Origin of the sequence: Pseudomonas protegens, from assembly GCF_013407925.2 — a bacterium.
Taxonomy (GTDB): domain Bacteria; phylum Pseudomonadota; class Gammaproteobacteria; order Pseudomonadales; family Pseudomonadaceae; genus Aquipseudomonas; species Aquipseudomonas fluorescens_AP.
Window position 1 is genome coordinate 6,085,921 of record NZ_CP060201.1, and the last position, 24,016, is coordinate 6,109,936.

Here is a 24,016-nt window from a genome sequence, read left to right on the forward strand (position 1 = left end):
CCTCGACATGAAGACCCCCGAGCAGTGCAGCGGCCTGGATGATGTCCGCCGCGGTATCGACGCCATGGACCGGCAGATCATCCAGGCCCTGGGCCAGCGCCTGGCCTACGTCAAGGCGGCGGCGCAGTTCAAACCGACCCAGGACAGCATCGCCGCCCCGGAGCGGGTTGCGGCGATGCTCCCGCAACGCGGGCAATGGGCCGAACAGGCGGGCCTGGACCCGATGTTCGTGGTGCCGCTGTTCGCCCAGATCATTCACTGGAACATTGCCCAGCAGGTGCGCCACTGGCGTCGCCAGCACGGGCTGGAACAGGGAGCCTGTGATGAATGAGTCGTGCCTGTCCGGGTTGACCCGGGCCCTGCAACAAGGCGAAGCCCGGGCCCGGCGTGAGGGCCGGGCGGTGCTGGTGGTGTTCAGTCTGGCCGCTGAGCGCTTGCAGCCGCTGCGGCTGTTCGCCGCCAACCGCCAGATGTTCGGCCAGAGCCTGTTCTGGTCCAGCGACCAGGGGGCGCTGGCCCTGGCGGGTTTTGGCTGCACCGAGGAAATCAGCCCGCCGTCGGCGGAACGCTTCGGCGCCAGCACCCGGGCCTGGCGCCAGTTGCTGGAGCGAGCCCATCAAGTGGGGCCGCGCCAGGCGTACCTGTGTGGTGGATTTTCCTTTGACCCCCAGGTGCCGCGCAGTGCCCAGTGGCAGTCGTTTGCCAGCACCTCCCTGGTGCTGCCGCGCCTGCTGCTGCTGAGCGAAGGCGAGCAGCAGCACTGGCTGTTCAGCCTGTGGGTCGAGCCCGGCGCCGACGTGGTCCAGTGCGCCGCGGCCCTGGAAGCGGAGTGGAGCTTGTTGCAGGCGCGCTATCACCACGCCCCGGCGGCGCAACTGCCCGCCGGGATCGAGGCCGAGGCCGACCCCGAGGCCGCCGAACGCTGGCAGGACTGCGTGGCCCGGGCGATTGGGCGAATCCAGGGCGGCGAACTGCGCAAAGTGGTGCTGGCCCGGGAAGTCTGCCTGCAGGCGAGCCGCAGCATTCCCTGCGGCCCCTTGCTGGAAAACCTCGGCGCGGCCTATCCCCAGGCCTTCCTGTTCGCCTTCAGCCGTGGCGACAGCTGCTTTTTGGGCGCCACCCCCGAGCGGCTGGTGCGGGTGGCCCGGGGCACCTTGAGCACCGTGGCCCTGGCCGGCACCTGCGCCCGCGGCCTGCATGAACAGCAGGACGCCGAACTGGGCCAGGCCCTGCTGGACAGCGCCAAGGATCGCCACGAACACGCCCTGGTGGTGCAGACCCTGCGTGAGTCCCTGCAACCCTACTGCGCCATGCTGGAGATTGCGCCGCAGCCGCAGCTGCATCGCCTGGCTCACGTCCAGCACCTGCTGACCCCGGTGCTGGGGCGCCTGCGGCCCCAGGTCGAGCTGTTGCAAGTGGTGGATGCCCTGCACCCGACCCCGGCGGTGGGCGGCCTGCCCCGGGGTGAGGCGCTGGGTTACATCCGCGAGCACGAGCAACTGGACCGTGGCTGGTACGCCGCGCCAGTGGGCTGGCTGAACGCCGAGGGCGATGGCGAGTTTGCCGTGGCCCTGCGCTCGGCCCTGATTCGCGGCAACCGCGCGCACCTGTTCGCCGGCTGCGGCATCGTCGGCGAGTCGGACCCTGCGAGCGAATACCAGGAAACCTGCCTGAAGCTGCGCACCATCGGCGAGGCGTTGCGCCCGCCAGCGGCCTCGCCGAGCGTGGCCGCGAGCGGCGGACAGAGCGCCTTGTAGCCGCTGCCGAAGGCTGCGAACGAGCCGCAGGCTCGCAGATCCTGAGGGCGCCGAGGCCCCTTCGGGGCCTTGCGCAGCCTGCGGCAGCGGCTACAGGGATCGGTTTTGGGCGAGGACTATGTGATTGGAAAAACGCCGGCGTGGTCGTATCTTTGCGTCTCCCTTCATTCGACCACTCTGGCGAGTCCCTATGAAATCCGACGCGTTGACTGACACCTTGCTCAAGCTCGAAAACGCGTTCAACGACTCGGGCGAGGGCGCTGTGCGGCGCATCGACGCCTGTATCGCCGAGGTGGCCCAGTTGGCCGATCCGGCCAGCATAGGCCCGCTGTTGTCATTGCTGGACGACGAGGCCGAATACGACGTTGTGATGTATTCGCTGATCCACGCCGCTGAGCATTTCGCTGATCCGGTGTACGTGCCGGCGTTGCTGGCAGCGCTTCCCGGCTTGCTGGAACACAGCCCGAGGTGGGCGCAGGTCCTCTTCACCCGGGTGCTCAACAGTGAGCCCGCGCGGCTGGAGATGGTCCGTGCCTTGCGCGAGGCCGCAGCGGCGGTCAAGGCTGCGGCGCTGGAGTTGGCCAATTCGATCAATCAGCAGTCTCCGGAATTCCTGGCCAAGACGATGGTCATCCTGGTGGCGGCTCAGCCGGCTGCATGAGTCAGCTTCTGCACAAGCCTGCTTTTATGCGCTGAGTCAGCCGGTAGGAACGGCGCTGGCCGTCGGGCCGGCGATGGTGGAGGCCGGCTTGGCCCGCAGCAGGGCGTGGATGGCCTGGGCGTAGTCCTTGCCCGCCAGGCTCATGCTGTTGTTGTGGGTGCCGCCGGGCACCAGCAGCAGCTTTTTCGGCTCCAGCGCAACCTTGAACAGTTCCTGGCTCAGGCGCGGCGGTACGCAGTCGTCTTTCAGGCCGTGTACCACCAGCAGTGGCATGCCGATGTCGCGGATCTTGTCGACGGAGTCGAACTTCTGCGACAGCACCCAGCGCACCGGCAGCGAGGTCTTGGTCACGGCCTGGGCGGCATCGGCCAGGGTGGTGAAGGTGGATTCGACGATCAGCCCGCGGGCGGCAATCGGGGTTTTCTCGGCGGCGGCCGTGCGCCCCAGTTCGGCGGCCAGGTCGATGGCCACGGCGCCGCCCAGGGAATGGCCGTAGATCAGGCGCTTGCTGGCGTCGGGCTGCAGCAGCTTGAGCCGTTCCCAGGCGATGCGCGCGTCCTGGTACACGCTGCTTTCCGAGGGCAGGTCGCCGTGGCTCTGGCCGAAGCCGCGGTAGTCGATGGCCAGCACCGAGTAGCCCAGGGCGTGCAGTTGCTCGATGCGAAACAGCTGGCCGGTGAGATTCCAGCGCACCCCATGCAGGTAGAGGATCGCCGGGGCGTCGGCGCGCGTGGCCGGCCACCACCAGGCGTGGATGTTCTGCCCGGCCTTGAAGCTTTGCGGCGTCAGTTCCAGCTCCTGCACCGTGCTCGGCAGGCCGCGATACCAGCCGGCGGTGCCGGGCTCGATGCGAAACACCAGCTGGCGCTCCTGGTGTTCGAGCACCGCGCAGCTTACGGGCAGGCCGACCAGCAGCGCGACCAGGCACAGCAGGGAAAACCAGCGACGGCGCAGGCGCTGGAGCAGGGTTGGGGACATGGAAGGCTTCACCGCAGGACAAACGATAGGGCGTTTTAACAGATGTGCCGGCACGGCTGTAGCCATTTCGGCGCAGTGGCCGGCGGGATGGGTTTGCCGATGTTTCGGCGGCCAGGGCGCGACAAGTGATTGAAACAGGCGGTTGGTCGGTGATATGGTTGCACGGTACAACTAATTCGCCCCGTGCCGAGGTGCTGCGCCATGCCTGTCGAATCCCCCGAACTCATCCAGCAAGTGCGCCAGGCCTCGCGGCACATGGTCCGTGAGCTGGGCTTTATGCAAAGCACCCTGGCCGCCACCGACTACCCACCCTCGGCGGTGCATGCACTGCTGGAAATCGGCCAGGGCAATGCCTTGACCGCCGGCGATCTGGTGACCCTGCTGGGCCTGGAGAAATCCAGCGTCAGCCGGCTGGTGCGCAAGCTGGTGGATGCGGGGGAGATCAGCGAACAGGCCGATGCCCGGGATGCCCGCTCGAAGCGCCTGCAACTCACCGCCCAGGGGCGTCAGACCCTGAGCGGTATCGACCGTTTCGCCCAGGCCCAGGTAGCCGCGGCCCTGGCGCACCTGAGCGCGGACCAGCAGCGTCGTGCCTCGACGGGCATCGCCGACTACGCCCGGGCCTTGCGTGCGGTGCGCCTGGGCGAGGCGCCCGAGCCGCCGGAGTGCTGGTCTATCGCCCGCGGCTACCGGCCCGGGGTGATTGGCCGCATCACCGAAATGCACGCCCGTTACTACGCGGATCTGGCGGGTTTCGGCCAGCCCTTCGAGAGCCTGGTGGCGCGGGACATGGCCGAGTTGATGGGACGTTTGCACAACCCGCGCAACGAGGTCTGGGTGGCGTTGCGCGGGACGCAGATCGTCGGCTCGATTGCCATCGACGGTGAAGGCGAGGGCGACGAGGCGATCCTGCGTTGCTTCATCCTCGACGATGCCGCGCGCGGCCAGGGGCTGGGCCGGCGGCTGCTGGTCGAGGCCCTGGCGTTCTGCGACCAGTGGGGCTTTGCCGCCACCCGCTTGTTGACCTTCAAGGGCCTGGACGCGGCGCGGGCATTGTATGAAGAGCAGGGGTTTGTGCTGGTGCAGGAGCAGGTGGGCGAGCAGTGGGGCGCGGCGGTGACCGAGCAGTGTTTTGTGCGAGCCAGGCTGACGGAACGCGACACAATCCGCTGAGCGCTGTAGCCGCTGCTGAGCCCGCGAAGCTGCGCAAAGGCCCGCAGGGCCTTGCTTGGCAGTCCCGAGCCGAGCCTCTGGCGGCACTGAAAACCTGCGTCTCCTGCGCAGCCGTTCGCAGCATTCGGCAGCGGCTACAGATAGCCGGTATTGGTGGTAGGGTTAGCCCCCTGGAAGATTACCGATCTGTGGAGACACCCCCCATGCAAGCCATCAAGCTCAGCCTGCCGGCATCCCTGGACAACCTTAAAACCGTCGAGCTGGCCGATCCCGGGCAACCCGGCGCCGGGCAGATCCGCGTGCGTCTGCATGCCTGCTCGCTGAATTTCCATGACTACGCCGTGGTCACCGGCGCGCTGCCCACCGCCGATGGGCGGATTCCCATGGCCGACGGCGCCGGGGTGGTGGAGGCCGTGGGCGAGGGCGTCAGCGAGTTCAAGGTCGGCGATGCGGTGGTGTCGTGCTTCTTCCCCCATTGGCACGATGGCGGCCCGGCGATTGCCGATTTCAGCACCACCCCGGGTGATGGCGTCGACGGTTACGCCCGTGAAGTGGTGATCCAGCCCAGCCACTGGTTCACCCACGCGCCCAAGGGCTACAGCCATGCCGAAGCCGCGACCCTGACCACCGCCGGCCTCACCGCCTGGCGCGCGCTGGTGGTGGATGGCGCGCTCAAGGCCGGGGAAACCGTGCTGGTGCTGGGCACCGGCGGGGTGTCGATCTTCGCCCTGCAACTGGCCAAGGCCATGGGTGCCACGGTGATTGCCACCTCATCCTCGGACGCCAAGCTGGCCAGGGTGCGCGAACTGGGGGCCGACCACACCATCAACTACCGCACCCAGCCTGAATGGGGCAACGAGGTGCTCAAGCTGACCGGCGGCCGCGGTGTCGATCACGTGGTGGAAGTCGGCGGCCCGGGCACCTTGCCGCAGTCGATCACCGCTTGCCGCATCGGCGGGCATATCGCCCTGATCGGCGTGCTCACCGGCTGGGCCGGCCCGGTGCCGACGGCGGCGCTGATGGCCAAGCAACAGCGCCTGCAGGGCCTGATCGTCGGCAGTCGCCAGCAGCAGATCGACATGGTCCGAGGCCTGGAAGCCACCGGCATCAAGCCGATCATCGACAGCACCTTCCCCCTGGCCGAGATCGCCAAGGCCTTCGCCCATGAAGCCTCGGGCGCGCACCTGGGGAAAATCTGCCTGACGTTCTAAGGCGTTGATCGCGGCGACACCCGGGTTGGACTCGGGGTTGCCGCCGCCCAGGTGTGGCGTTGGCCCGCATTGCCGCTTCGGCTCAATGCGCCGGCTTGAGTTCGGGCGTGGCGTTGGCCCGGGCGATGACAGTCAGGATCGACAGCGCGGCGATGACCAGCCCTGGCGAGGTGGCCAGCAGCACGCCGGCAGTGCCGGCGCCGGCGGCAAGGATCTGCCCGGCGGCCAGCGGCCCGGCCACCGAGCCCAGGCGGCCGATGGCCACGGCGGCGCCGACGCCGGTGGCACGCACCGCGGTCGGGTAGGCGGGTGGCGCCAGGGCGTAGAGCACCAATTGCGCGGCCATCACGAACAATCCGGCGGCAAACCCGGCCATGGCCATGGGCACGATGCCCACCGACAGTCCGACCCCGGCCAGCGCCGCGAGCAGCCCGGCGTAGACGAACAGCACCACCTTGAGCCCGTTGCAGCGGTCCAGCAGCAGCCCGCCGAGCAGTGAGCCGAGGGCGCCGCCGATGTTGAACAGCATCTGCACCAGGCCCGCCTGGGGTTTGCTGAAGCCTTGTTCGAGCAGCAGCGAGGGCAGCCAGTTGAGCAGCATGTACATCACCGTCAGGGTGAAGAAATAGCTCAGCCACAGGGCCAGTGTGGTGCGCGCGCGACCTGCGCCGAACAGCGCCTGGGCTGTGGAGGCGCGGCGGGTGTCGGCGCTGGCGGTGTGTTGGCGAAAGGCACTGGATTCGGGCAGCAGAGCGGCCATCAGTGGCACCACCAGCAGCGGCGCCAGGCCGCCGATGATGAAGGTGGTCTGCCAATGTTCACTGGAGAACATCGCCACCACCGCCGCCAGCGCGCCGCCCAGGGGCACGCCGCAATACATGATGCTGATGGCCGTGCCCCGACGCTGCTCGCTCACCGCTTCGGCGCACAGGGCGATCAGGTTGGGCAGCGCCACGCCCAGGCCCAGGCCGGTCATGAAGCGCACCAGCAACAGGCTCGAATAGCTTTCCACATAGGCTGTGCACAGCGAGAACAGGCCGAACAGCAGCACCGCGCCGACCAGGATCTTCTTGCGCCCGATACGGTCGGCGACCCAGCCGCCGAAGAACGCCCCGGGCAGCAGGCCGATGATCCCGGCGCTGAACACCCAGCCCATCATCTTCGGGTCCAGGGCAAAACTCTGGCGCAACCCGGCGGCGGCGGTGCCGGCCGCCTGCAGATCGAACCCCTCGATCAACGCAACGATAAAGCACAAAGCGATGGTCAGCGTCGAACGACGCGATGGACTGTCCATGGGCAAACCTCATTGTTGTTTTTGTTGTGGTGGCCAGCCGGACGCCGGGCTTGAATGTGCCGGCGCTGCTGGCTGGCGATTAAGATAACAAAGATAACTAAAAAATGAACAGCGCCTTAATTTCCATCGATAAACGCAAATAAATCCATTGAAATCAGCTTGTTAAATCAACAATCAGGATTTGATGTAAAAATAGATAATATTATTAATGTTCGATTATCGGTCATTTGCGGTTGACGTAAGGCTTGGGCTGTTTCCATTCTCTGTCCGCGACGTTGGCTGCCAGGCCTGCGCTCGACACCTAAAAACAACAACAAAAAATGGACATCGGACATGCCAAATCTCCCAACCAACGCCGTTGCGGCGGCGTCAGCTTCCTGTGTGCCCAGTCTGCATCGGCGGCTGACCCTGGCCGTGCTGGGCTTGAGCCTGTTGCCCGGCCCACTCTGGGCGGCGGGTTTTATCGACGACAGCCACGGCACCCTGACCCTGCGCAATTACTACCTGGATCGCGACTACCAGGACGGTGGGGCCAAGACCGCCGCGCGGGAGTGGGCCCAGGGTTTCATCATGAACATGGAGTCGGGGTTCACCGAGGGGCGCGTCGGTTTCGGTCTGTTTGATGTGCGCGGGCTGCTGGGGGTCAAGCTCGATTCCTCGCCGGACCGCAGCGGCACCGAACTGCTGCCGGTGTCGGCCAGCGACAAGCGCGCCGCGGACGAATACTCGCGGCTGGCGCCCACCGCCAAACTGCGCTTTGCCCGGACCACGGTGAAGACCGGCGATGTCTCGATCTTCCTGCCGTTCGCCTTTGCCAGTCCGTCGCGCCTGCTGCCGCAGACCTTTCGCGGCACCACCCTGAGCTCCACGGACATCGACGGCCTGACCCTCAACACCGGCTACATCGACCGCATCAACAAGCGCGACTCCACCGACTACCAGGCCATGACCATTGCCTCGCCCAACCGGCGCTTCAATGCCACGGCCAGCACCTCGCACCTGGCGTACCTGGGCGGCGACTACCAGGTCAACAAGGCGCTCAGCCTGCGTGCCTATCACGCCGAGGTGGCCGACCTCTACCAGCAGGACACCCTGGCCCTGCTGCACAACCTGCCCCTGGGCGATGGCGTGCTGAGCAGCGACCTGCGCAGTTTTTTCAGCCGGGAAGACGGCAGTGCCAAGGCCGGTCGGGTCGACAACCGCAACCTCTCGGCGCTGTTTGGCTACAAGTTCGGCGGGCACCGGGTGAGCCTGGGTTACATGCACTCCAGTGGCGACACGGCCACGCCCTACATCTCCGGCACCGAGTTGATGGGCATGAGCGAGCTGACCATGAGTTCGGACTTTCTCAATGCCAAGGAGCGCACCTGGCAAGCCATCTACGACTATGACTTTGCCGCCGCCGGCGTACCCGGGCTCAAGAGTCGGCTGCGTTACGTGCGCGGCGACCATATCGAGCTGGCGGCCTTCAATGCCAGCGAGCGCAAGGAGCGCGAGTTTCAGATGGAGTTGGGCTACGTGCTGCAGAGCGGCCCGCTGAAGAACCTCGGGCTGGTGGCGCGCAAGTCGATCTATCGCAATGACTTCCCGGCGGGCGCGGCGTTTCGCGATGAAAACCAGACCCGCTTCCTGGTGCTCTACACCTTGCCGATCTGGTAAGCCCGCCAGCAGCCTGGCTGCCTCAGCGTGCCGGCCCGGTGCCGGCACCTTGGCTTCAGTCCTGGTACACCTTCTTCAGCAGGCGCAGCAGCTCTTCGCGTTCCTCGGCGCTCAAGGCCGAGGTGGCGTCGACGTCGCTTTGCGCGGCGATCTGCTTGAGCTCCTTGAGCAGGGTTTCGCCGGTCTTGCTCAGGAAGATCCCGTAAGAGCGCTTGTCCGGCTTGCAGCGCACCCGCACCGCCAGAGCGCGGCTTTCCAGTTTATTGAGCAGGGGCACCACTTGCGGCGGCTCGATGGCGAGGGCGCGAGCCAGGTCGGCCTGCATCAGCCCCGGGTTGCTGTCGATGATCGCCAGGGCCGAGAACTGCGCGGGGCGCAGGTCGTGGGCCGAGAGCCGGCCGATCAGGTTCTGGAACAGCTTGAGCTGGGCGCGACGCATGGCGTAGCCAATCAGTTCGTCCAGCGCCGAATCCAGCGGCGCCTGAACCTCGGCGTTGGCGGGTGGGGCCTCGCGCGGGTCGGCGAGGGGAGCGGGCTTGGCCATGACAAAAACATCCTGGGTCGGTTAACAAGGCTATCCAGTTTGCCGGGGTCGGCCGCTGATAGCTACGTTTGCCTGTGCTGGCAGTGGCTACAGAAGGATTTTATCCAGGGGTAGGAAAAATGGTTAATTCAATTAATAGTTAATTGACATAACTAATTTCCCGGTTTAATTTCGATCCATCTTCAAGCCAGAACAAGAGAGCATCGCCATGAGCAACTACGAAGGTCGCTGGACAACGGTCAAGGTCGAAATCGAAGAGGGCATTGCCTGGGTCACCCTCAATCGCCCGGAAAAACGCAACGCCATGAGCCCGACCCTGAACCGGGAAATGATCGACGTGCTGGAAACCCTGGAGCAGGACCCGGCCGCCGGCGTGCTGGTGCTGACCGGCGCCGGCGAGGCCTGGACCGCCGGCATGGACCTCAAGGAATACTTCCGCGAGGTGGATGCCGGGCCGGAGATCCTTCAGGAAAAAATCCGCCGCGAAGCCTCCCAGTGGCAATGGAAACTGCTGCGCATGTACGCCAAGCCGACCATCGCCATGGTCAACGGCTGGTGCTTCGGCGGTGGCTTCAGCCCGCTGGTGGCGTGCGATCTGGCGATCTGCGCCGACGAGGCGACCTTCGGCCTCTCGGAAATCAACTGGGGCATCCCGCCGGGCAACCTGGTGAGCAAGGCCATGGCCGACACCGTGGGCCATCGCCAGTCGCTGTACTACATCATGACCGGCAAGACCTTTGGCGGGCAGAAAGCCGCCGAGATGGGCCTGGTCAATGAAAGCGTGCCCCTGGCGCAATTGCGTGAAGTCACCATCGAGCTGGCGCGCAACCTGCTGGAGAAAAACCCGGTGGTGCTGCGTGCCGCCAAGCATGGCTTCAAGCGTTGCCGCGAACTGACCTGGGAGCAGAACGAAGACTACCTGTACGCCAAGCTCGATCAGTCGCGCCTGTTGGACACCGAAGGCGGCCGCGAGCAGGGCATGAAGCAGTTCCTCGACGACAAGAGCATCAAGCCCGGCCTGCAGGCGTATAAACGCTGAGTCCGGCCGGCGAACGGCGGGCGCATCCCGCTGTTCGCCGCGCCACTGCTACACCGCTGTGCTGCATTCCCGACAAAGACAACAAGAGGAATCACCATGCTGGACGTGCCCCTGCTGATCGGTGGCCAGTCGCGCCCCGCCGGCGACGGTCGAACCTTCGAACGCCGCAACCCGGTGACCGGCGCTGTGGTATCGCGCGTGGCCGCCGCGACCCTGGACGATGCCGACGCCGCCGTGGCCGCGGCCCAGGCCGCATTCCCCGCCTGGGCGGCCCTGGCCCCCAACGAACGGCGCAGCCGTCTGCTCAAGGCCGCCGAGCAGTTGCAGGCCCGCAGCGACGAATTCATCGCCGCCGCCGGCGAGACCGGGGCCATGGCCAACTGGTACGGCTTCAATGTGCGCCTGGCGGCCAACATGCTGCGCGAAGCGGCGTCGATGACCACCCAGATCAACGGCGAAGTCATTCCCTCGGATGTTCCCGGCAGTTTCGCCATGGCCCTGCGCCAACCCTGCGGCGTGGTGCTGGGCATCGCCCCGTGGAACGCCCCGGTGATTCTCGCCACCCGGGCCATCGCCATGCCCCTGGCCTGCGGCAACACTGTGGTGCTCAAGGCCTCCGAGCTGAGCCCGGCGGTGCACCGGCTGATCGGCCAGGTGCTGCAGGATGCCGGCCTGGGCGATGGTGTGGTCAACGTCATCAGCAATGCCCCGGCCGATGCCGCGGCGATTGTCGAGCGCCTGATCGCCAACCCGGCGGTGCGCCGGGTCAACTTCACCGGTTCGACCCAGGTCGGGCGGATTGTCGGCGAGCTGGCGGCGCGCCACCTCAAGCCGGCCCTGCTGGAACTGGGCGGCAAGGCGCCGCTGCTGGTGCTGGACGATGCCGACCTGGACGCCGCCGTGGCGGCCGCGGCGTTTGGCGCCTACTTCAATCAGGGGCAGATCTGCATGTCCACCGAGCGCCTGATCGTCGATGCCAAGGTCGCCGATGCCTTTGTCGCCAAGCTGGCGGCCAAGGTCGCGACCTTGCGTGCCGGCGACCCGGCGGCTGCGGACTCGGTGCTCGGCTCGCTGGTGGATGCCAGCGCCGGGACACGCATCAGGGCGCTGATCGACGACGCCCTGGAGCAGGGCGCGCGGCTGGTGGTGGGCGGGCAACTGGACGGCAGCATCCTGCAGCCGACCCTGCTCGACGGCGTCACCGACGCCATGCGCCTGTACCGCGAGGAATCCTTCGGACCGGTGGCGGTGCTGCTGCGCGGCAGCGGCGATGAAGAGTTGCTGCGTCTGGCCAACGATTCCGAGTTCGGCCTGTCGGCGGCGATTTTCAGTCGCGACACCGGGCGCGCCCTGGCCCTGGCGCAACGGGTCGAGTCGGGTATCTGCCATATCAACGGGCCCACCGTGCACGACGAAGCGCAGATGCCGTTTGGCGGCGTCAAGTCCAGCGGCTACGGCAGTTTTGGCGGCAAGGCCTCGATCGAGCACTTCACCCAATTGCGCTGGGTCACCTTGCAGCACGGCCCGCGGCACTACCCGATCTGATCCGTCGCCACGGGCCAGGCACAACAATAACAAGGCCGCAGCCACCGGCTGCCACGCTTGCCAGCTGCCGCCCTGCGTGCGCGGCGCAGGCGTGCCTTGATGGAGGACATGTACGTGAGTTGCCAATCCAGAGCGCCATCCCCACCCGTGGCCGAGCCGCCGCGTTATCGCCAGGTGTCCATTGGCCGGCCGGCGGTTGCCGTCAGTGAAGAGCAGGGCGTGCTGCACATGCGCGCGCTGGAGCCACTGGCGCCCTTGCCCGATCGCTTGCTCGATCGCCTGCTGCACTGGGCCCGGGTACGCCCCGAGCAGACCTTCATTGCCGCCCGCGAGGCCGGCGGCGACTGGCGCCGGGTCAGCTATGGGCAGATGCTCGACAGCGTGCGCGCCATCGCCCAGGGTCTGCTTCGTTACGGCCTGTCGGCCGACAAGCCGCTGGCGCTGCTCTCGGGCAATGACATCGAACACCTGCAACTGGCCCTGGGCGCGATGTACGCCGGGATTCCCTATTGCCCGGTGTCGCCGGCCTATTCGCTGCTGTCCCAGGACTTTGCCAAGCTGCGTCACGTCTGTGACCTGTTGCAGCCGGGGCTGGTGTTCGTCAGCGACGCCAGCGCCTACCAGCGGGCCATCGACGCGGTGCTGCCGCCCGAGACGCCGCTGATCAGCGTGCGTGGCCAGGTGCCGGGGCGGCCTCAGGCGAGTTTTGCCAGCCTGCTGGCCGAGCCCGGTGGGGCCGAGGCCGATGCAGCCTTTGCCGCCACCGGGCCGGACAGCATCGCCAAGTTTCTCTTCACCTCGGGCTCGACCAAGCTGCCCAAGGCGGTGATCACCACCCAGCGCATGCTCTGCGCCAATCAGCAGATGCTGCTGCAGACCTTTCCGGTGTTCGGCGAAGCGCCGCCGGTGCTGGTGGACTGGCTGCCCTGGAACCACACCTTCGGCGGCAGCCATAACGTCGGCATCGTGCTCTACAACGGCGGCACTTTTTACCTGGACGAGGGCAAGCCCACGGCCCAGGGCTTTGCTGAAACCCTGCGCAACCTCAAGGAAATTTCCCCCACCGCCTACCTGACCGTGCCCAAGGGCTGGGAGGAACTGGTCAACGCCCTGGAGCAGGATGCCGAGCTGCGCGAGTGTTTTTTCAAGCGCATGAGCCTGTTTTTCTTCGCCGCCGCGGGGCTTTCACAAAGTGTCTGGGACCGCCTGGACCGGGTCGCCGAGCAGCATTGCGGCGAACGCATCCGGATGATGGCCGGGCTTGGCATGACCGAGGCCGCGCCGTCGTGCACCTTCACCACCGGGCCGCTGTCGATGGCCGGTTACATCGGCCTGCCGGCGCCGGGTTGCGAAGTGCGCCTGGTGCCGGTGGATGGCAAGCTCGAAGGGCGCTTTCGCGGGCCGCACATCATGCCCGGCTACTGGCGCGCGGCGCAGCAGACCGCCGAAGTGTTCGATGCCCAGGGCTTCTACTGCTCGGGGGATGCGCTCAAGCTCGCCGACGCCGCCGACCCGCAACTGGGGTTGATGTTCGACGGGCGCATCGCCGAGGACTTCAAGTTGTCGTCCGGAGTGTTCGTCAGCGTCGGCCCGCTGCGCAATCGCGCGGTGCTCGAAGGCGCGCCCTATGTCCAGGACCTGGTGGTGGCCGCCCCCGACCGCGAGTGCCTGGGGGCCCTGGTGTTCCCGCGCCTGTATGAATGCCGGCGGCTGGCGGGGCTGGGCGCCGAGGCCAGCGAGGCCCAGGTGCTGGCCAGCGCGCCGGTGCGCCAGTGGTTCGGCGACTGGTTGCAGCGCCTGAATCGCGAGGCCAGCGGCAATGCCAGCCGCCTGGAGTGGATCGCGCTGCAGGTGGAGCCGGCGTCCATCGACCGCGGGGAGATCACCGACAAGGGCTCGATCAACCAGCGCGCGGTGTTGCAGTGGCGCGCCGAGCAGGTCGAGAACCTGTATCGCGGCCGCGAGCCGTCGATCCTGCGCGCCGAGCCCAAGCCATGAGCGGCGCCGGGCAGTACAGCGGGTTCGCCGATGTGGCGATCCTGGAGGCGGTACGCACGCCCTGGGTCGACCTCGGCGGAAGTCTGGCCGAGATCTCGCCGATCGACCTGGGGATCAAGGTCGGGCGCGAGGTCCTGGCCCGGGCCGGCATCGAGCCGCAGGCGGTGGACAGCGTGCTGGCCGGTTCCATGGCCCAGGCCAGTTTCGACGCCTACCTGCTGCCCCGGCACATCGGCCTGTACAGCGGGGTCGGGCAAGCGGTGCCGGCCCTGGGGGTGCAGCGCATCTGCGCCACCGGTTTCGAGCTGCTGCGTCAGGCCGCCGAGCAACTGCGCGGCGAGGTGCAACTGGCGTTGTGCGTGGCCAGTGAGTCGATGTCGCGCAACCCGATTGCCGCCTACACCCATCGCGGCGGCTTTCGCCTGGGAGCGGCGGTGCAGTTCAAGGACTTTTTATGGGAGGCGCTGTATGACCCGGCGCCGGGGCTGGACATGATCGCCACCGCCGACAACCTGGCGCGGCGTTACGGCCTGACCCGCGAAGCGGTGGATGACTACGCCTGCGCCAGTCATCAGCGGGCCCTGGCCGCCCGGCAAGCGGGCTGGTTCGCGGCGGAAATCGTCGCCGTGAGCCAGCAGCGCTTCGAACTCGACGGCTATCAAGCGCGCGGCATTCGCCTGCCGCGCGGGGTCGAGACGGTCAGTCAGGACAGCCATCCGCGCCCCAGTGAACGGTCTGCCCTGGCGCGACTGCGGACCATCCACGAAGGCGGGGTGCAGACCGCCGGCAACAGCTGCGCGGTGGTCGATGGCGCGGCGGCGGCCCTGGTCGGGCGGGCCTCGGCGTGCAGCGACCGGCCCCTGGCGCTGTTGCGGGCCAGCGCGGTGGTCGGGGTGGCGCCGGAGTTCATGGGCATCGGTCCGGCCCCGGCGATCCGCCTGCTGTTGCAGCGCAGTGGCCTGAGCCTTGGGCAGATCGGTCGCCTTGAAATCAACGAGGCCCAGGCGGCCCAGGTGCTGGCCGTGGCCCGGGAGCTGGAGCTGGACGGCGATCGGCTGAATGTCCAGGGCGGCTCCCTGGCCCTGGGTCATCCGCTGGCCGCCAGCGGCCTGCGCCTGGTGCTGACCCTGGCTCGGCAACTGCGCGAGCACAACCTGCGCTACGGCATCGCCGCGGCCTGCGTGGGCGGTGGCCAGGGCATGGCGCTGCTGATCGAAAACCCGACCTGGCGCGCTTGAGCCCGATCGGCCCGCCACTCCTGGCGGGCCACTGTTTTCCTACTCGATGAGGTGTCCCCATGTGGAGCTACCAGGCGCCGCTGCGCGATATGCAATTTGTCCTTGAGCACTGGCTGGAGGCCCCCGAAGCCTGGCGTCGCAGCCCGGCGTTCGACGCGCTGGACCTGCCCCTGGCGCTACAAGTGCTGGAGCAGGCGGCGCGTTTCAGCCAGGGCGTACTGGCGCCGCTGAATGCCAGCGGCGATCGCCAGGGCTGCCAGTGGGCGGATGGACAGGTCAGCACCCCAGAGGGTTTTGCCGAGGCCTATCGGGCCTATGTCGAGGGCGGCTGGCCGGCCCTGGCCTGCGCCGAAGCCTTGGGTGGCCAGGGCCTGCCGCAACTGCTGGACGCGGCGCTGCAAGAGATGCTCTACGCCAGCAACCATGCCTGGGCCATGTACACCGGCATTGCCCACGGCGCCTACCTGTGTCTGAAGACCCACGGCGCGCCCTGGCTTCAGGAGCGCTACCTGCCCGGGATCATCAGCGGCGCGAGCCTGCCCACCATGTGCCTGAGCGAGCCCCAGGCCGGCAGTGATGTCGGCCTGCTGCGCTGTCGGGCCGAGCCGCAAGCCGATGGCAGTTATCGCCTGAGCGGCAGCAAGCTGTTCATCTCCGGTGGCGAGCACGACCTCACCGACAACATCCTGCACCTGGTGCTGGCCCGGCTGCCGGACGCGCCCGTGGGCAGCCGGGGGATCTCGCTGTTCCTGGTGCCCAAGCGCCTGGAGTCGGGCCAGGACAACGGCGTGCGCTGCGACGGCATCGAACACAAGATGGGCATCAAGGGCAGCGCCACCTGTGCCCTGGTGTTCGACGCGGCCCGGGGCTGGTTGGTGGGCGAGGCTAATCGCGGTCTGGCGGCAATGTTCGTGATGATGAACTCGGCGCGCCTGCACGTCGGCCTGCAAGGCCTGGGGCATGTCGAAGCGGCCTGGCAGAACGCCCGGGACTACGCCGGCGAGCGCCAGCAGATGCGGGCGCCGTTGCGGCCCGCCGGGGTCGCCGCCCAGGCTGCCGATCCGATTCGCTATCACCCGGCCATGCGCCGTGTGCTGCTGGAATTGCGCGCCATCAGCGAAGGCCTGCGCGCCATTGGCTACTGGGCCGCGCACCTGCTGGATCAGGCCGAGCATCACCCCGAGCCACTGGCCCGGCGTCAGGCCGATCAGCTGGCGCAACTGCTGACGCCGATCATCAAGGCCTTTTTTACCGAGCAGGGCTTTCGTCAGGCCAGCAACGCCTTGCAGGTTTTCGGCGGCTACGGCTACGTCGCCGAGTTCGCCATCGAGCAGACCCTGCGCGACAGCCGCATCGCCATGATCTACGAAGGCAGCAACGAGATTCAGGCCAACGACCTGCTGCTGCGCAAGGTGCTGGGGGATGGCGGGCAGGGCTTTGCGCTGTTGCTTGAGCAACTGCGCGATGAGGCCGTGCAGGGCGCCGCCGTGGCCGAATGCGCGGGCTTTGCCCGGCTGTTGGCGGATCTGGCCGAGGCGTTGCAGGGGCTGGTGGGCGAGGTGCAACGCTGGGCGCTGGAGGATGCCGAGTACCCATACCGCGCGGCGGGGGATTTTCTCGCCTTGTGTGGCTTGAGCCTGTTGGCACTGGCCTGGGCCCGGGCGGCGCGGGTCTCGCGAAATTTGCCCGAGGGCGATCCGCTGCGCGAGGCCAAGCTGGAGACGGCGGGGTTCTTTTTCAGCTACCTGTTGCCCCAGGTCGAGCAGCGGATGACGGCGGTGCGCGGCGCCCGGGCGGCGCTGGCCTTTATCTGAGGCGATGCAGGCTATTGGATCCAATATTGTGGCGAGGGAGCTTGCTCCCGCTGGGGTGCGCAGCGCCCCCATCTGCGGCCTCCGAGGGCTTTCGGCCTGGCGCGCCAGCAGCCTTTGCGCCGGCTGCGCCATCGAACGGGAGCAAGCTCCCTCACCACAGGCTTGTTTGGCGGTGAGTCTGGTAGTGAGCCTGGTAGTGAGCCTGGTAGTGAGTCTCGTCGCCTGCCCGAACGGTGCTGGTCGATAATCGCCCGCTAATCCCGGTGCCTGGTCGGGCACCTAAGCATTTGATCCCTATGGAAATTAACCCCGACCCTGGTTGGCCTGGGACCTTTTGCTCGGCCGTTTCAGCCCGTTCGTCTCTTGTTATTGGATCCATTAAGCGTTTTATTGGCGACCTGGCGATGGCGGGAGCCCTCCTGACCGTCGGCCATAAAAACAACAAAAAGGGTTTCGCCATGAATGTCTTATCGACGGCGTGCAGCCGCCTGGCTGGCGCGCGCTGGCTGTCTGTGTGCACAGGTTCTTTGGGTGTTGCGCTTCGGGTCCTGACCGAATGGCAGGTGCGCCCATGAACCTCGATCTCAAGCAACGGGTCGACCAGGGCCCGATGGGCGCCTTCCAGTGTCTGGCGATCGGCATCTGCATCGTGCTCAACATGATCGACGGCTTCGATGTGCTGGTGATGGCCTTCACCGCCGCTTCGGTGTCCGCCGAGTGGCAGCTCAATGGCGCGCAGGTCGGCCTGCTGCTCAGTGCCGGGCTGTTCGGCATGGCCGCCGGTTCGCTGTTTATCGCGCCCTGGGCCGACCGCTTCGGCCGCCGGCCGCTGATTCTGGGGTGCCTGTTGCTGTCCGGTGTCGGCATGTTGCTTTCGGCCACCAGCCACAGCCCCTTGCAACTGGCGCTGTTGCGCGGCCTCACCGGGCTGGGCATCGGCGGCATCCTGGCCAGCAGCAATGTGATCGCCGCCGAATACGCCAGCCGTCGCTGGCGCGGGTTGGCGGTGAGCCTGCAATCCACCGGCTATGCCCTGGGGGCGACCCTGGGCGGCTTGCTGGCGGTGTGGCTGCTGAGCCATTGGGGCTGGCGCTCGGTATTTGTGTTTGGCGGCATCGTCACCTTGCTGGTGATCCCCCTGGTGCTGCTCTGGCTCCCCGAATCCCTGGACTTTCTCCTGGCCCGGCGCCCGGCCGACGCTTTGTTGCGGGTCAATCGCCTGGCCCGGCGCCTGGGCCACCCGGAACTGGTGCGGCTGCCCGCTGCGGCGCTGGGCGAGGAGGGCGCCGTCAGCGGCTTTGGCCAGCTGTTCGCCGGGCCGCTGCGGCGCACCACGCTGCTGCTCTGGCTGCTGTTTTTCCTGGTGATGTTCGGCTTCTACTTCGTCATGAGCTGGACCCCGAAACTGCTGGTGGCCGCCGGGCTTTCGGCGCAGCAGGGGATCACCGGCGGGGTGCTGCTGAGTGTCGGCGGGATCTTCGGCGCGGCGCTGATCGGCGGCTTGTCCTCGCGCTGGCCGCTGACCCGGGTGCTGTCGCTGTTCATGCTGGTGACCGCCGGGCTCCTGGTGCTGTTTGTCGGCAGTGCCTCGTCGATTGCCGCGGCCCTGGGCCTGGGGCTGCTGATCGGGCTGTTCGCCAACGGCTGCGTGGCCGGGCTCTATGCCTTGTCGCCGGTGGTCTACGAGGCTTCAGTGCGGGCGACCGGGGTCGGTTGGGGGATCGGCATCGGGCGTATTGGCGCGATTGTCTCGCCGACGGTGGCCGGGGTGCTGCTGGATGCCGGCTGGCAGCCGCTGCACCTGTACGGGGTGTTTGCCGTGGTCTTCGTGCTGGCGGCCGGTTGCCTGGTGTGGCTGCGACCGGCGTCGCCGCAGGCGCAGGCAGCCCTGGCCTAGGGCCGCGAAACTGGATGGGGCGGCGGGCGCCGCTTCACGACTGGCCGTCGATGATCGCCGCGGCCACGGTCTGGCGGAACCAGGTCAGGGCGGCGGAGCTGTCGCTGTTGGGGTGCCAGTGCAGGGACACGTCGAATTCCCCTACCGGGAACGGCAGCTCCAGTTGCCGCAGGCCGCCTTCAAGGGTGAACAGGCGGGCGATCTGCGCCGGCAGTACCGCCAGCAGGTCGGTGCCGGGCAAGACCTTGGGCAGCACCGAGAAATGCGGCACCTGCAGGCTGATGCGACGTTTGGCGTTCATCTGCTTGAGCACGTCCTCGACGCTGCCGTGGCCGGTGGTGCGGGTCACGGCGATGTGCCGCTCGGCGAGGAACTGCTCCAGGCTCAGCTGGGTGTCGATGCGCGGGTGGCGGTCGCTGAGCAGGCACACGTAGCGCTCGCGGATCAGCACCTGGCTGCGGGTGCCGGTCAGGGGCTTGCGGCAGATCAGTGCGTCGACCTTGGCGCTGCTCAGCCATTCGCCGGCCTGGTCCACTTGCAACGGCAGGACTTCGACTTCGGCCTCCGGCGCTAGCTGGTTCAGGCGCGCCAGGATCAGCGGCAGGAAACCCATTTCGCCGAGGTCGGAGAGGGCGATGCGAAAGCGTCGTTCGGTGGTGGCCGGGTCGAAGCGCCGGGTGCTGTGCACGGTGTTTTCGATGCTCGTCAGGGATTGGCGCAGGGGCGGATACAGCTCATCGGCCAGTTGGCTGGGCTGGATGCCGTCGCGGCTGCGGCTGAACAGGCCGTCGTCGAACAGCTCGCGCAGCCGCGCCAGGGCGTAGCTGACCGAGGGCTGGGTGACGAACAGGCGTTCGGCGGCCAGGGTCACGCTGCGGGCCTCATAGAGGGTGACGAAGGTGCGGATCAGGTTCAGATCGATGTGGCTCATGCTGCCTCATGGATATAGATGGATCTTATTTTTAATAGAAATAGTATCGATTTGATCAATTTCGGCGCGGCTGCAAGAGTAACCCAAATTCTAAAAAGCAGCGGCCAAGGTCCTTATGAAAACCGTCCATAGCGCGTCCTACGACATCCTCCGGCAACACGGCCTGACCACGGTGTTCGGCAACCCCGGCTCCAACGAGCTGCCCTTTCTCAAGGGCTTTCCCGAAGACTTCCGCTACATCCTCGGCCTGCATGAAGGCGCGGTGGTCGGCATGGCCGACGGCTTCGCCCTGGCCAGCGGCCAACCGGCCTTCGTCAACCTGCACGCGGCGGCGGGCACCGGCAATGGCATGGGCGCGCTGACCAATGCCTGGTACTCCCACAGCCCGCTGGTGATCACCGCCGGCCAGCAGGTGCGCTCGATGATCGGCGTCGAAGCCATGCTGGCCAATGTCGATGCCGCGCAACTGCCCAAGCCCCTGGTCAAGTGGAGCCATGAACCGGCTTGCGCCGAGGATGTGCCCCGGGCCCTGAGCCAGGCCATCCACATGGCCAGCCAGGCGCCCAAGGGCCCGGTGTACCTGTCGATTCCTTATGACGACTGGGCCCGTCCGGCCCCGGCCGGGGTCGAGCATCTGGCGCGGCGTCAGGTGGCCAGCGCCGGGCTGCCCGGGGCGGCGCAATTGCGCCATCTGGTGCAGCGCCTGGCGGCGGCGCGCAACCCGGTGCTGGTGCTGGGGCCGGACGTGGATGGCAGCCAGAGCAACCACCTGGCGGTGCAGCTGGCGGAAAAACTCGGCATGCCGGCCTGGGTCGCGCCGTCCGCTTCGCGTTGCCCGTTTCCGACCCGCCACCCGAGCTTTCGCGGGGTGTTGCCGGCGGCCATCGCCGGCATCAGTCGCTGCCTGGCGGAGCACGACCTGATCCTGGTGGTGGGCGCCCCGGTGTTCCGTTATCACCAGTTCGCCCCGGGGGACTACCTGCCCGAGGGCACTGAGCTGCTGCACATCACCTGCGACCCGGCCGAGGCGGCGCGGGCGCCGATGGGCGATGCGCTGGTGGGGGACATCGCCGAGACCTTGCAGGCCCTGGTCTGGGCGCTGCCGGAGTGCGACCGGCCGCAGCCGGCGGCCTTGCCGGCACCGGCGCCGGTCGAGGAAAGCGGCGGTCTGCTGCGCCCGGAAACCGTGTTCGATGTGATCAACGAGCTGGCGCCCAGGGACGCGATCTACGTCAAGGAATCCACCTCCACCGTTGGCGCCTTCTGGCAGCGGGTGGAGATGCGCGAGCCCGGCAGTTACTTCTTCCCGGCGGCCGGTGGCCTGGGCTTCGGCCTGCCAGCGGCGGTGGGGGTGCAACTGGCCCGGCCCGAGCGGCGGGTGATCGGGATCATCGGCGACGGCTCGGCCAACTACGGCATCACCGCGCTGTGGACCGCCGCCCAGTACCAGGTCCCGGTGGTGTTGATCATTCTCAAGAACGGCACCTACGGCGCCCTGCGCTGGTTCGCCGAGGTGCTGCAGGTCAGCGATGCGCCGGGGCTGGACGTGCCCGGCCTGGATTTCTGCGCCATCGGCCGCGGCTATGGCGTGCACGCGGTGCAGGCCAATACCCGCGAGGAGTTTGCCGAGGCCTTGAGCGCGGCCCTGGCGGGCCAGCGCCCGGTGCTGATCGAGGTGCCGACCCTGACCATCGAACCCTGAGGACTGTCTTGTTGCCGGGCCAGCTGCCCGGCCGTGCCCACCGCAGCTTGCGGACTCACCAGAAGAATAAAAAGAGGTGGTTATGAACACGACTACGGTCACTGCAGCGATCGACAAGGCGCCCCAGCCGGCGCCTTCCGCTGCCTCCCATGCCGACATCGGCACCTTGCTCGACCACGGCCCCTTCACCGGCATGCAGAAGCTGGTGGTGTTTCTGGCGGCGCTGTCCATCGTCATGGACGGCTTCGACGGCCAACTGATCGGTTTTGCCATTCCGCTGATGATCAAGGAGTGGGGCATCACCCGCGAGGCGTTCGCCCCGGCGGTGGCGGCCGGGCTCATCGGCATGGGCATCGGCAGTGCCTGTGCCGGGCTGTTCGCCGACCGTTTCGGCCGGCGCATGGCGGTCATCGCCAGCGTGTTCGTGTTCGGCGCGGCCACCTGCGCCATTGGCCTGGCGCCCAATGCGCTGGCGGTGGCGGTGCTGCGCTTTATCGCCGGGCTGGGCATTGGTGGCGCGCTGCCCAGCGCGACCACGGTGACGGCCGAATTCACCCCGGCGCGGCGGCGCACCCTGGCAGTGACCGCGACCATTGTCTGCGTGCCCCTGGGCGGGATGCTGGCGGGGCTGTTCGCGTCCCAGGTGTTGCCGCTGTATGGCTGGCGCACCTTGTTCTTCATTGGCGGCAGCCTGCCCATCGTGCTGGGCTTCGTGTTGCTGGCGACGTTGCCGGAGTCGCCGCGTTTCCTGGCGCGTCGACCGCAGCGCTGGGTCGAGTTGAACGCCTTGCTGGGGCGCATGGGACGGCCCATGGCCCCGGGGGTGAGCTACAGCGATGCCCTGGAGCAGAAGAGCGAGAAGCAGGGCGGTTTCCGCGCCTTGTTCGCCCAGGGTTATGGGCGCGACACCCTGGCCCTCTGGGTAGCCTTCTTCATGTGCCTGACCGCGGTCTACAGCGCCTTCAGCTGGCTGCCGACCATGCTCCTGGCCGAAGGCCTGGAACTGTCGGTGGCCGGCTCCGGGTTGACCGCCTACAACCTCGGCGGGGTCATCGGCGCGCTGGTCTGTGCGCTGGCCATCACCCGCTGGGGCTCGTTCTGGCCGCTGCTGATCTGCTGTGCCGGGGGCGCGGCCAGCGCCTTCCTGCTGCAGGTGGTGGATATCCACCAGAACACCGGCCTGCTGATTTTCGGCTTCGGCGTGCACGGCCTGTTCGTCAACGCGGTGCAGTCCACCATGTACGCGCTGTGCGCCTTCATCTACCCGACCGGCGTGCGCGCCACCGGCACCGCTTCGGCCCTGGCCTTCGGGCGCCTGGGGGCGATCCTCAGTGCCTTCGCCGGGGCCCTGGTGATCACCCAGGGCGGGGCCCATGGCTACCTGACGCTGCTGGGCTCGGTGATGCTCATGGCCTTGCTCGCGCTGCTGATCGTGCGCCGGCACATTCCCCGGCGCCTGCCGGGCCAGCGATGAACGCGATCCTTGAAACGCTCACTCAATCAGGAGGTTCGATGCACATCACCATTCTCGGCGCGGGCGCCATGGGTTCGCTGTTTGGCGGCCTGCTGGCGGAAAGCGGGCAGCAGGTGACGCTGCTGGACATCAACGACGCGCACCTTGCGGCGATCCAGCGCGATGGCCTGCTGCTGGCGACCGACCACGGCGAGCGGCGCATCACCGGCCTCGATGCTTGCCGCCCGGAACAGGCCAGCGGGCACCCGGACCTGTTGCTGGTGTTCACCAAGACCCTGCACACCGACAGCGCCCTGCGCAGCGTGGCCGGGCATATCGCCGGGCACACCCGGGTGCTGACCCTGCAGAACGGCCTGGGCAACGCCGAGGCCTTGTCGCGGCATGTGGCCCCGCGGCAGGTGCTGATCGGCATGACCAACTGGCCGGCCGATCTGGTCGGGCCGGGGCAGGTGCATTCCCACGGCCAGGGTCTGGTCCGGGTGCTGGCCCTCGACGAGGGTGAGCGCCAGGCCAGCGCTGAGGTGGCGGCGGTGCTGGACGCGGCCGGGCTCAACTGCGCGGTGGACCCCGAGGTCTGGACCTCGATCTGGGAGAAGGTCGCCTTCAACGCGGCGCTGAACAGCCTGTGCGCGGCCACCGGGTGCACCGTGGGCCAGCTGGACGCGGCGCCGGAAGGCGTGGCGCTGGCCCGGGCCATCGTCATGGAAGTGGTGGCCGTGGCCCACTCCCAGGGGGTAGTGCTGGATGCCCAGCGCTGCCTGGACAGCGTGGCCTTTGCCATGGCCAACCACCGCACCCACAAGCCGTCGATGCTGCAGGACGTGCTGGCCGGACGGCCCACGGAAATCGGCTCCATCAATGGCCAGGTGCTGGAACGCGCGCGGCAGGCCGGGGTGGCGGTGCCCCACACCGAAACCCTGCTCGGCCTGCTGCGGCTGATCGAACAACGCGCCGCCGTGTAGGAGCCGGCTTGCCGGCGAACAGGGCCTTGGGTCTTGTGTGTTTTTTGCGGGCGTCTTCGCTGGCAAGCCAGCTCCTACACAAGCCCGCCCCCATATAAGCGCGCTCCCATACAGGCCGGCTTTTGGGTGACACATCGGT

The 24,016-nt window shown here is 67.5% G+C and carries 20 protein-coding genes; 16 read left to right on the top strand and 4 right to left on the bottom strand.

Annotated elements, in window-relative coordinates; translation table 11 throughout:
* Positions 1–7 precede the first annotated feature (7 nt).
* From GGI48_RS28075 to GGI48_RS28085, 3 genes are all read left to right on the top strand, one after another.
* The gene (locus GGI48_RS28075; RefSeq protein ID WP_179602164.1) at positions 8–331 is read left to right on the top strand and encodes an isochorismate lyase; all 324 of its coding nucleotides are present in this window, start codon (positions 8–10) and stop codon (positions 329–331) included.
* The gene (locus tag GGI48_RS28080) at positions 324–1,757 is read left to right on the top strand and encodes an isochorismate synthase (RefSeq protein WP_179601159.1); all 1,434 of its coding nucleotides are present in this window, start codon (positions 324–326) and stop codon (positions 1,755–1,757) included. Before GGI48_RS28075 ends, GGI48_RS28080 begins: the two co-directional genes overlap by 8 nt.
* Positions 1,758–1,947: 190 nt before the next feature.
* The gene (locus GGI48_RS28085; RefSeq protein ID WP_179601161.1) at positions 1,948–2,418 is read left to right on the top strand and encodes an Imm30 family immunity protein; all 471 of its coding nucleotides are present in this window, start codon (positions 1,948–1,950) and stop codon (positions 2,416–2,418) included.
* A 36-nt stretch (positions 2,419–2,454) separates the two neighbouring features.
* Here GGI48_RS28085 and GGI48_RS28090 read toward each other — a convergent pair whose 3' ends face one another.
* Positions 2,455–3,396 carry an alpha/beta hydrolase gene (locus GGI48_RS28090; RefSeq protein ID WP_179601163.1) on the bottom strand — a complete coding sequence of 314 codons (942 nt, stop codon included), beginning with the start codon at positions 3,394–3,396 and terminating at the stop codon, positions 2,455–2,457.
* A gap of 201 nt (positions 3,397–3,597) precedes the next feature.
* On the opposite strand from GGI48_RS28090, the gene GGI48_RS28095 reads away from it, so the two are divergent.
* Together GGI48_RS28095 and GGI48_RS28100 are read left to right on the top strand one after the other, a co-directional pair.
* Positions 3,598–4,569, top strand: a complete 972-nt coding sequence (locus GGI48_RS28095) for a bifunctional helix-turn-helix transcriptional regulator/GNAT family N-acetyltransferase (RefSeq protein ID WP_260620552.1) — start codon at positions 3,598–3,600, stop codon at positions 4,567–4,569.
* 203 nt (positions 4,570–4,772) lie between these two features.
* Positions 4,773–5,780, top strand: coding sequence for a zinc-dependent alcohol dehydrogenase family protein (locus tag GGI48_RS28100; protein ID WP_016965976.1), 1,008 nt, complete (start codon positions 4,773–4,775; stop codon positions 5,778–5,780).
* An 82-nt stretch (positions 5,781–5,862) separates the two neighbouring features.
* On the opposite strand, the gene mhpT is transcribed toward GGI48_RS28100, so the two are convergent.
* Positions 5,863–7,074, bottom strand: coding sequence for a 3-(3-hydroxy-phenyl)propionate transporter MhpT (gene mhpT, locus GGI48_RS28105; protein ID WP_179601165.1), 1,212 nt, complete (start codon positions 7,072–7,074; stop codon positions 5,863–5,865).
* A 333-nt stretch (positions 7,075–7,407) separates the two neighbouring features.
* Between mhpT and GGI48_RS28110 the strand changes: the two genes are divergently transcribed.
* Complete coding sequence (locus tag GGI48_RS28110) at positions 7,408–8,733, top strand: OprD family porin (RefSeq protein ID WP_179601167.1); 1,326 nt, start codon at positions 7,408–7,410, stop codon at positions 8,731–8,733.
* Between the two features lie 55 nt (positions 8,734–8,788).
* On the opposite strand, the gene GGI48_RS28115 is transcribed toward GGI48_RS28110, so the two are convergent.
* Complete coding sequence (locus tag GGI48_RS28115; RefSeq protein WP_042940954.1) at positions 8,789–9,277, bottom strand: MarR family winged helix-turn-helix transcriptional regulator; 489 nt, start codon at positions 9,275–9,277, stop codon at positions 8,789–8,791.
* A 208-nt stretch (positions 9,278–9,485) separates the two neighbouring features.
* Here GGI48_RS28115 and GGI48_RS28120 point away from each other — a divergent pair, with 208 nt between their 5' ends.
* The 7 genes from GGI48_RS28120 to GGI48_RS28150 all read left to right on the top strand — a co-directional run bounded on the left by GGI48_RS28120 (position 9,486) and on the right by GGI48_RS28150 (position 18,808).
* On the top strand, positions 9,486–10,316 hold the full coding sequence (locus GGI48_RS28120; RefSeq protein WP_016964789.1) for a p-hydroxycinnamoyl CoA hydratase/lyase: 831 nt from the start codon (positions 9,486–9,488) through the stop codon (positions 10,314–10,316).
* Positions 10,317–10,412: 96 nt separating this feature from the next.
* Positions 10,413–11,861, top strand: a complete 1,449-nt coding sequence (locus GGI48_RS28125; RefSeq protein ID WP_179601169.1) for an aldehyde dehydrogenase — start codon at positions 10,413–10,415, stop codon at positions 11,859–11,861.
* Between the two features lie 114 nt (positions 11,862–11,975).
* On the top strand, positions 11,976–13,859 hold the full coding sequence (locus GGI48_RS28130; protein WP_409565329.1) for a feruloyl-CoA synthase: 1,884 nt from the start codon (positions 11,976–11,978) through the stop codon (positions 13,857–13,859).
* Positions 13,856–15,097 (top strand): thiolase family protein, encoded by a 1,242-nt coding sequence (locus GGI48_RS28135; protein ID WP_179601173.1) that lies wholly within the window; start codon positions 13,856–13,858, stop codon positions 15,095–15,097. The genes GGI48_RS28130 and GGI48_RS28135 overlap by 4 nt, the downstream gene beginning before the upstream one ends.
* Positions 15,098–15,156: 59 nt before the next feature.
* Complete coding sequence (locus GGI48_RS28140) at positions 15,157–16,911, top strand: acyl-CoA dehydrogenase (RefSeq protein ID WP_179601175.1); 1,755 nt, start codon at positions 15,157–15,159, stop codon at positions 16,909–16,911.
* Positions 16,912–17,207: 296 nt separating this feature from the next.
* Entirely contained in the window at positions 17,208–17,486 is a 279-nt protein-coding gene (locus GGI48_RS28145) for a hypothetical protein (RefSeq protein ID WP_179601177.1), read from the top strand.
* On the top strand, positions 17,483–18,808 hold the full coding sequence (locus GGI48_RS28150) for an MFS transporter (protein WP_179601179.1): 1,326 nt from the start codon (positions 17,483–17,485) through the stop codon (positions 18,806–18,808). Before GGI48_RS28145 ends, GGI48_RS28150 begins: the two co-directional genes overlap by 4 nt.
* A 34-nt stretch (positions 18,809–18,842) precedes the next feature.
* On the opposite strand, the gene GGI48_RS28155 is transcribed toward GGI48_RS28150, so the two are convergent.
* Complete coding sequence (locus GGI48_RS28155) at positions 18,843–19,739, bottom strand: LysR family transcriptional regulator (protein WP_179601181.1); 897 nt, start codon at positions 19,737–19,739, stop codon at positions 18,843–18,845.
* 115 nt (positions 19,740–19,854) lie between these two features.
* Here GGI48_RS28155 and mdlC point away from each other — a divergent pair, with 115 nt between their 5' ends.
* The 3 genes from mdlC to GGI48_RS28170 all read left to right on the top strand — a co-directional run bounded on the left by mdlC (position 19,855) and on the right by GGI48_RS28170 (position 23,877).
* Positions 19,855–21,441 (top strand): benzoylformate decarboxylase, encoded by a 1,587-nt coding sequence (gene mdlC, locus GGI48_RS28160; RefSeq protein WP_179601183.1) that lies wholly within the window; start codon positions 19,855–19,857, stop codon positions 21,439–21,441.
* 82 nt (positions 21,442–21,523) lie between these two features.
* Complete coding sequence (locus GGI48_RS28165; RefSeq protein WP_016966920.1) at positions 21,524–22,915, top strand: MFS transporter; 1,392 nt, start codon at positions 21,524–21,526, stop codon at positions 22,913–22,915.
* A gap of 38 nt (positions 22,916–22,953) precedes the next feature.
* The gene (locus GGI48_RS28170) at positions 22,954–23,877 is read left to right on the top strand and encodes a ketopantoate reductase family protein (protein ID WP_179601185.1); all 924 of its coding nucleotides are present in this window, start codon (positions 22,954–22,956) and stop codon (positions 23,875–23,877) included.
* Positions 23,878–24,016 lie beyond the last annotated feature (139 nt).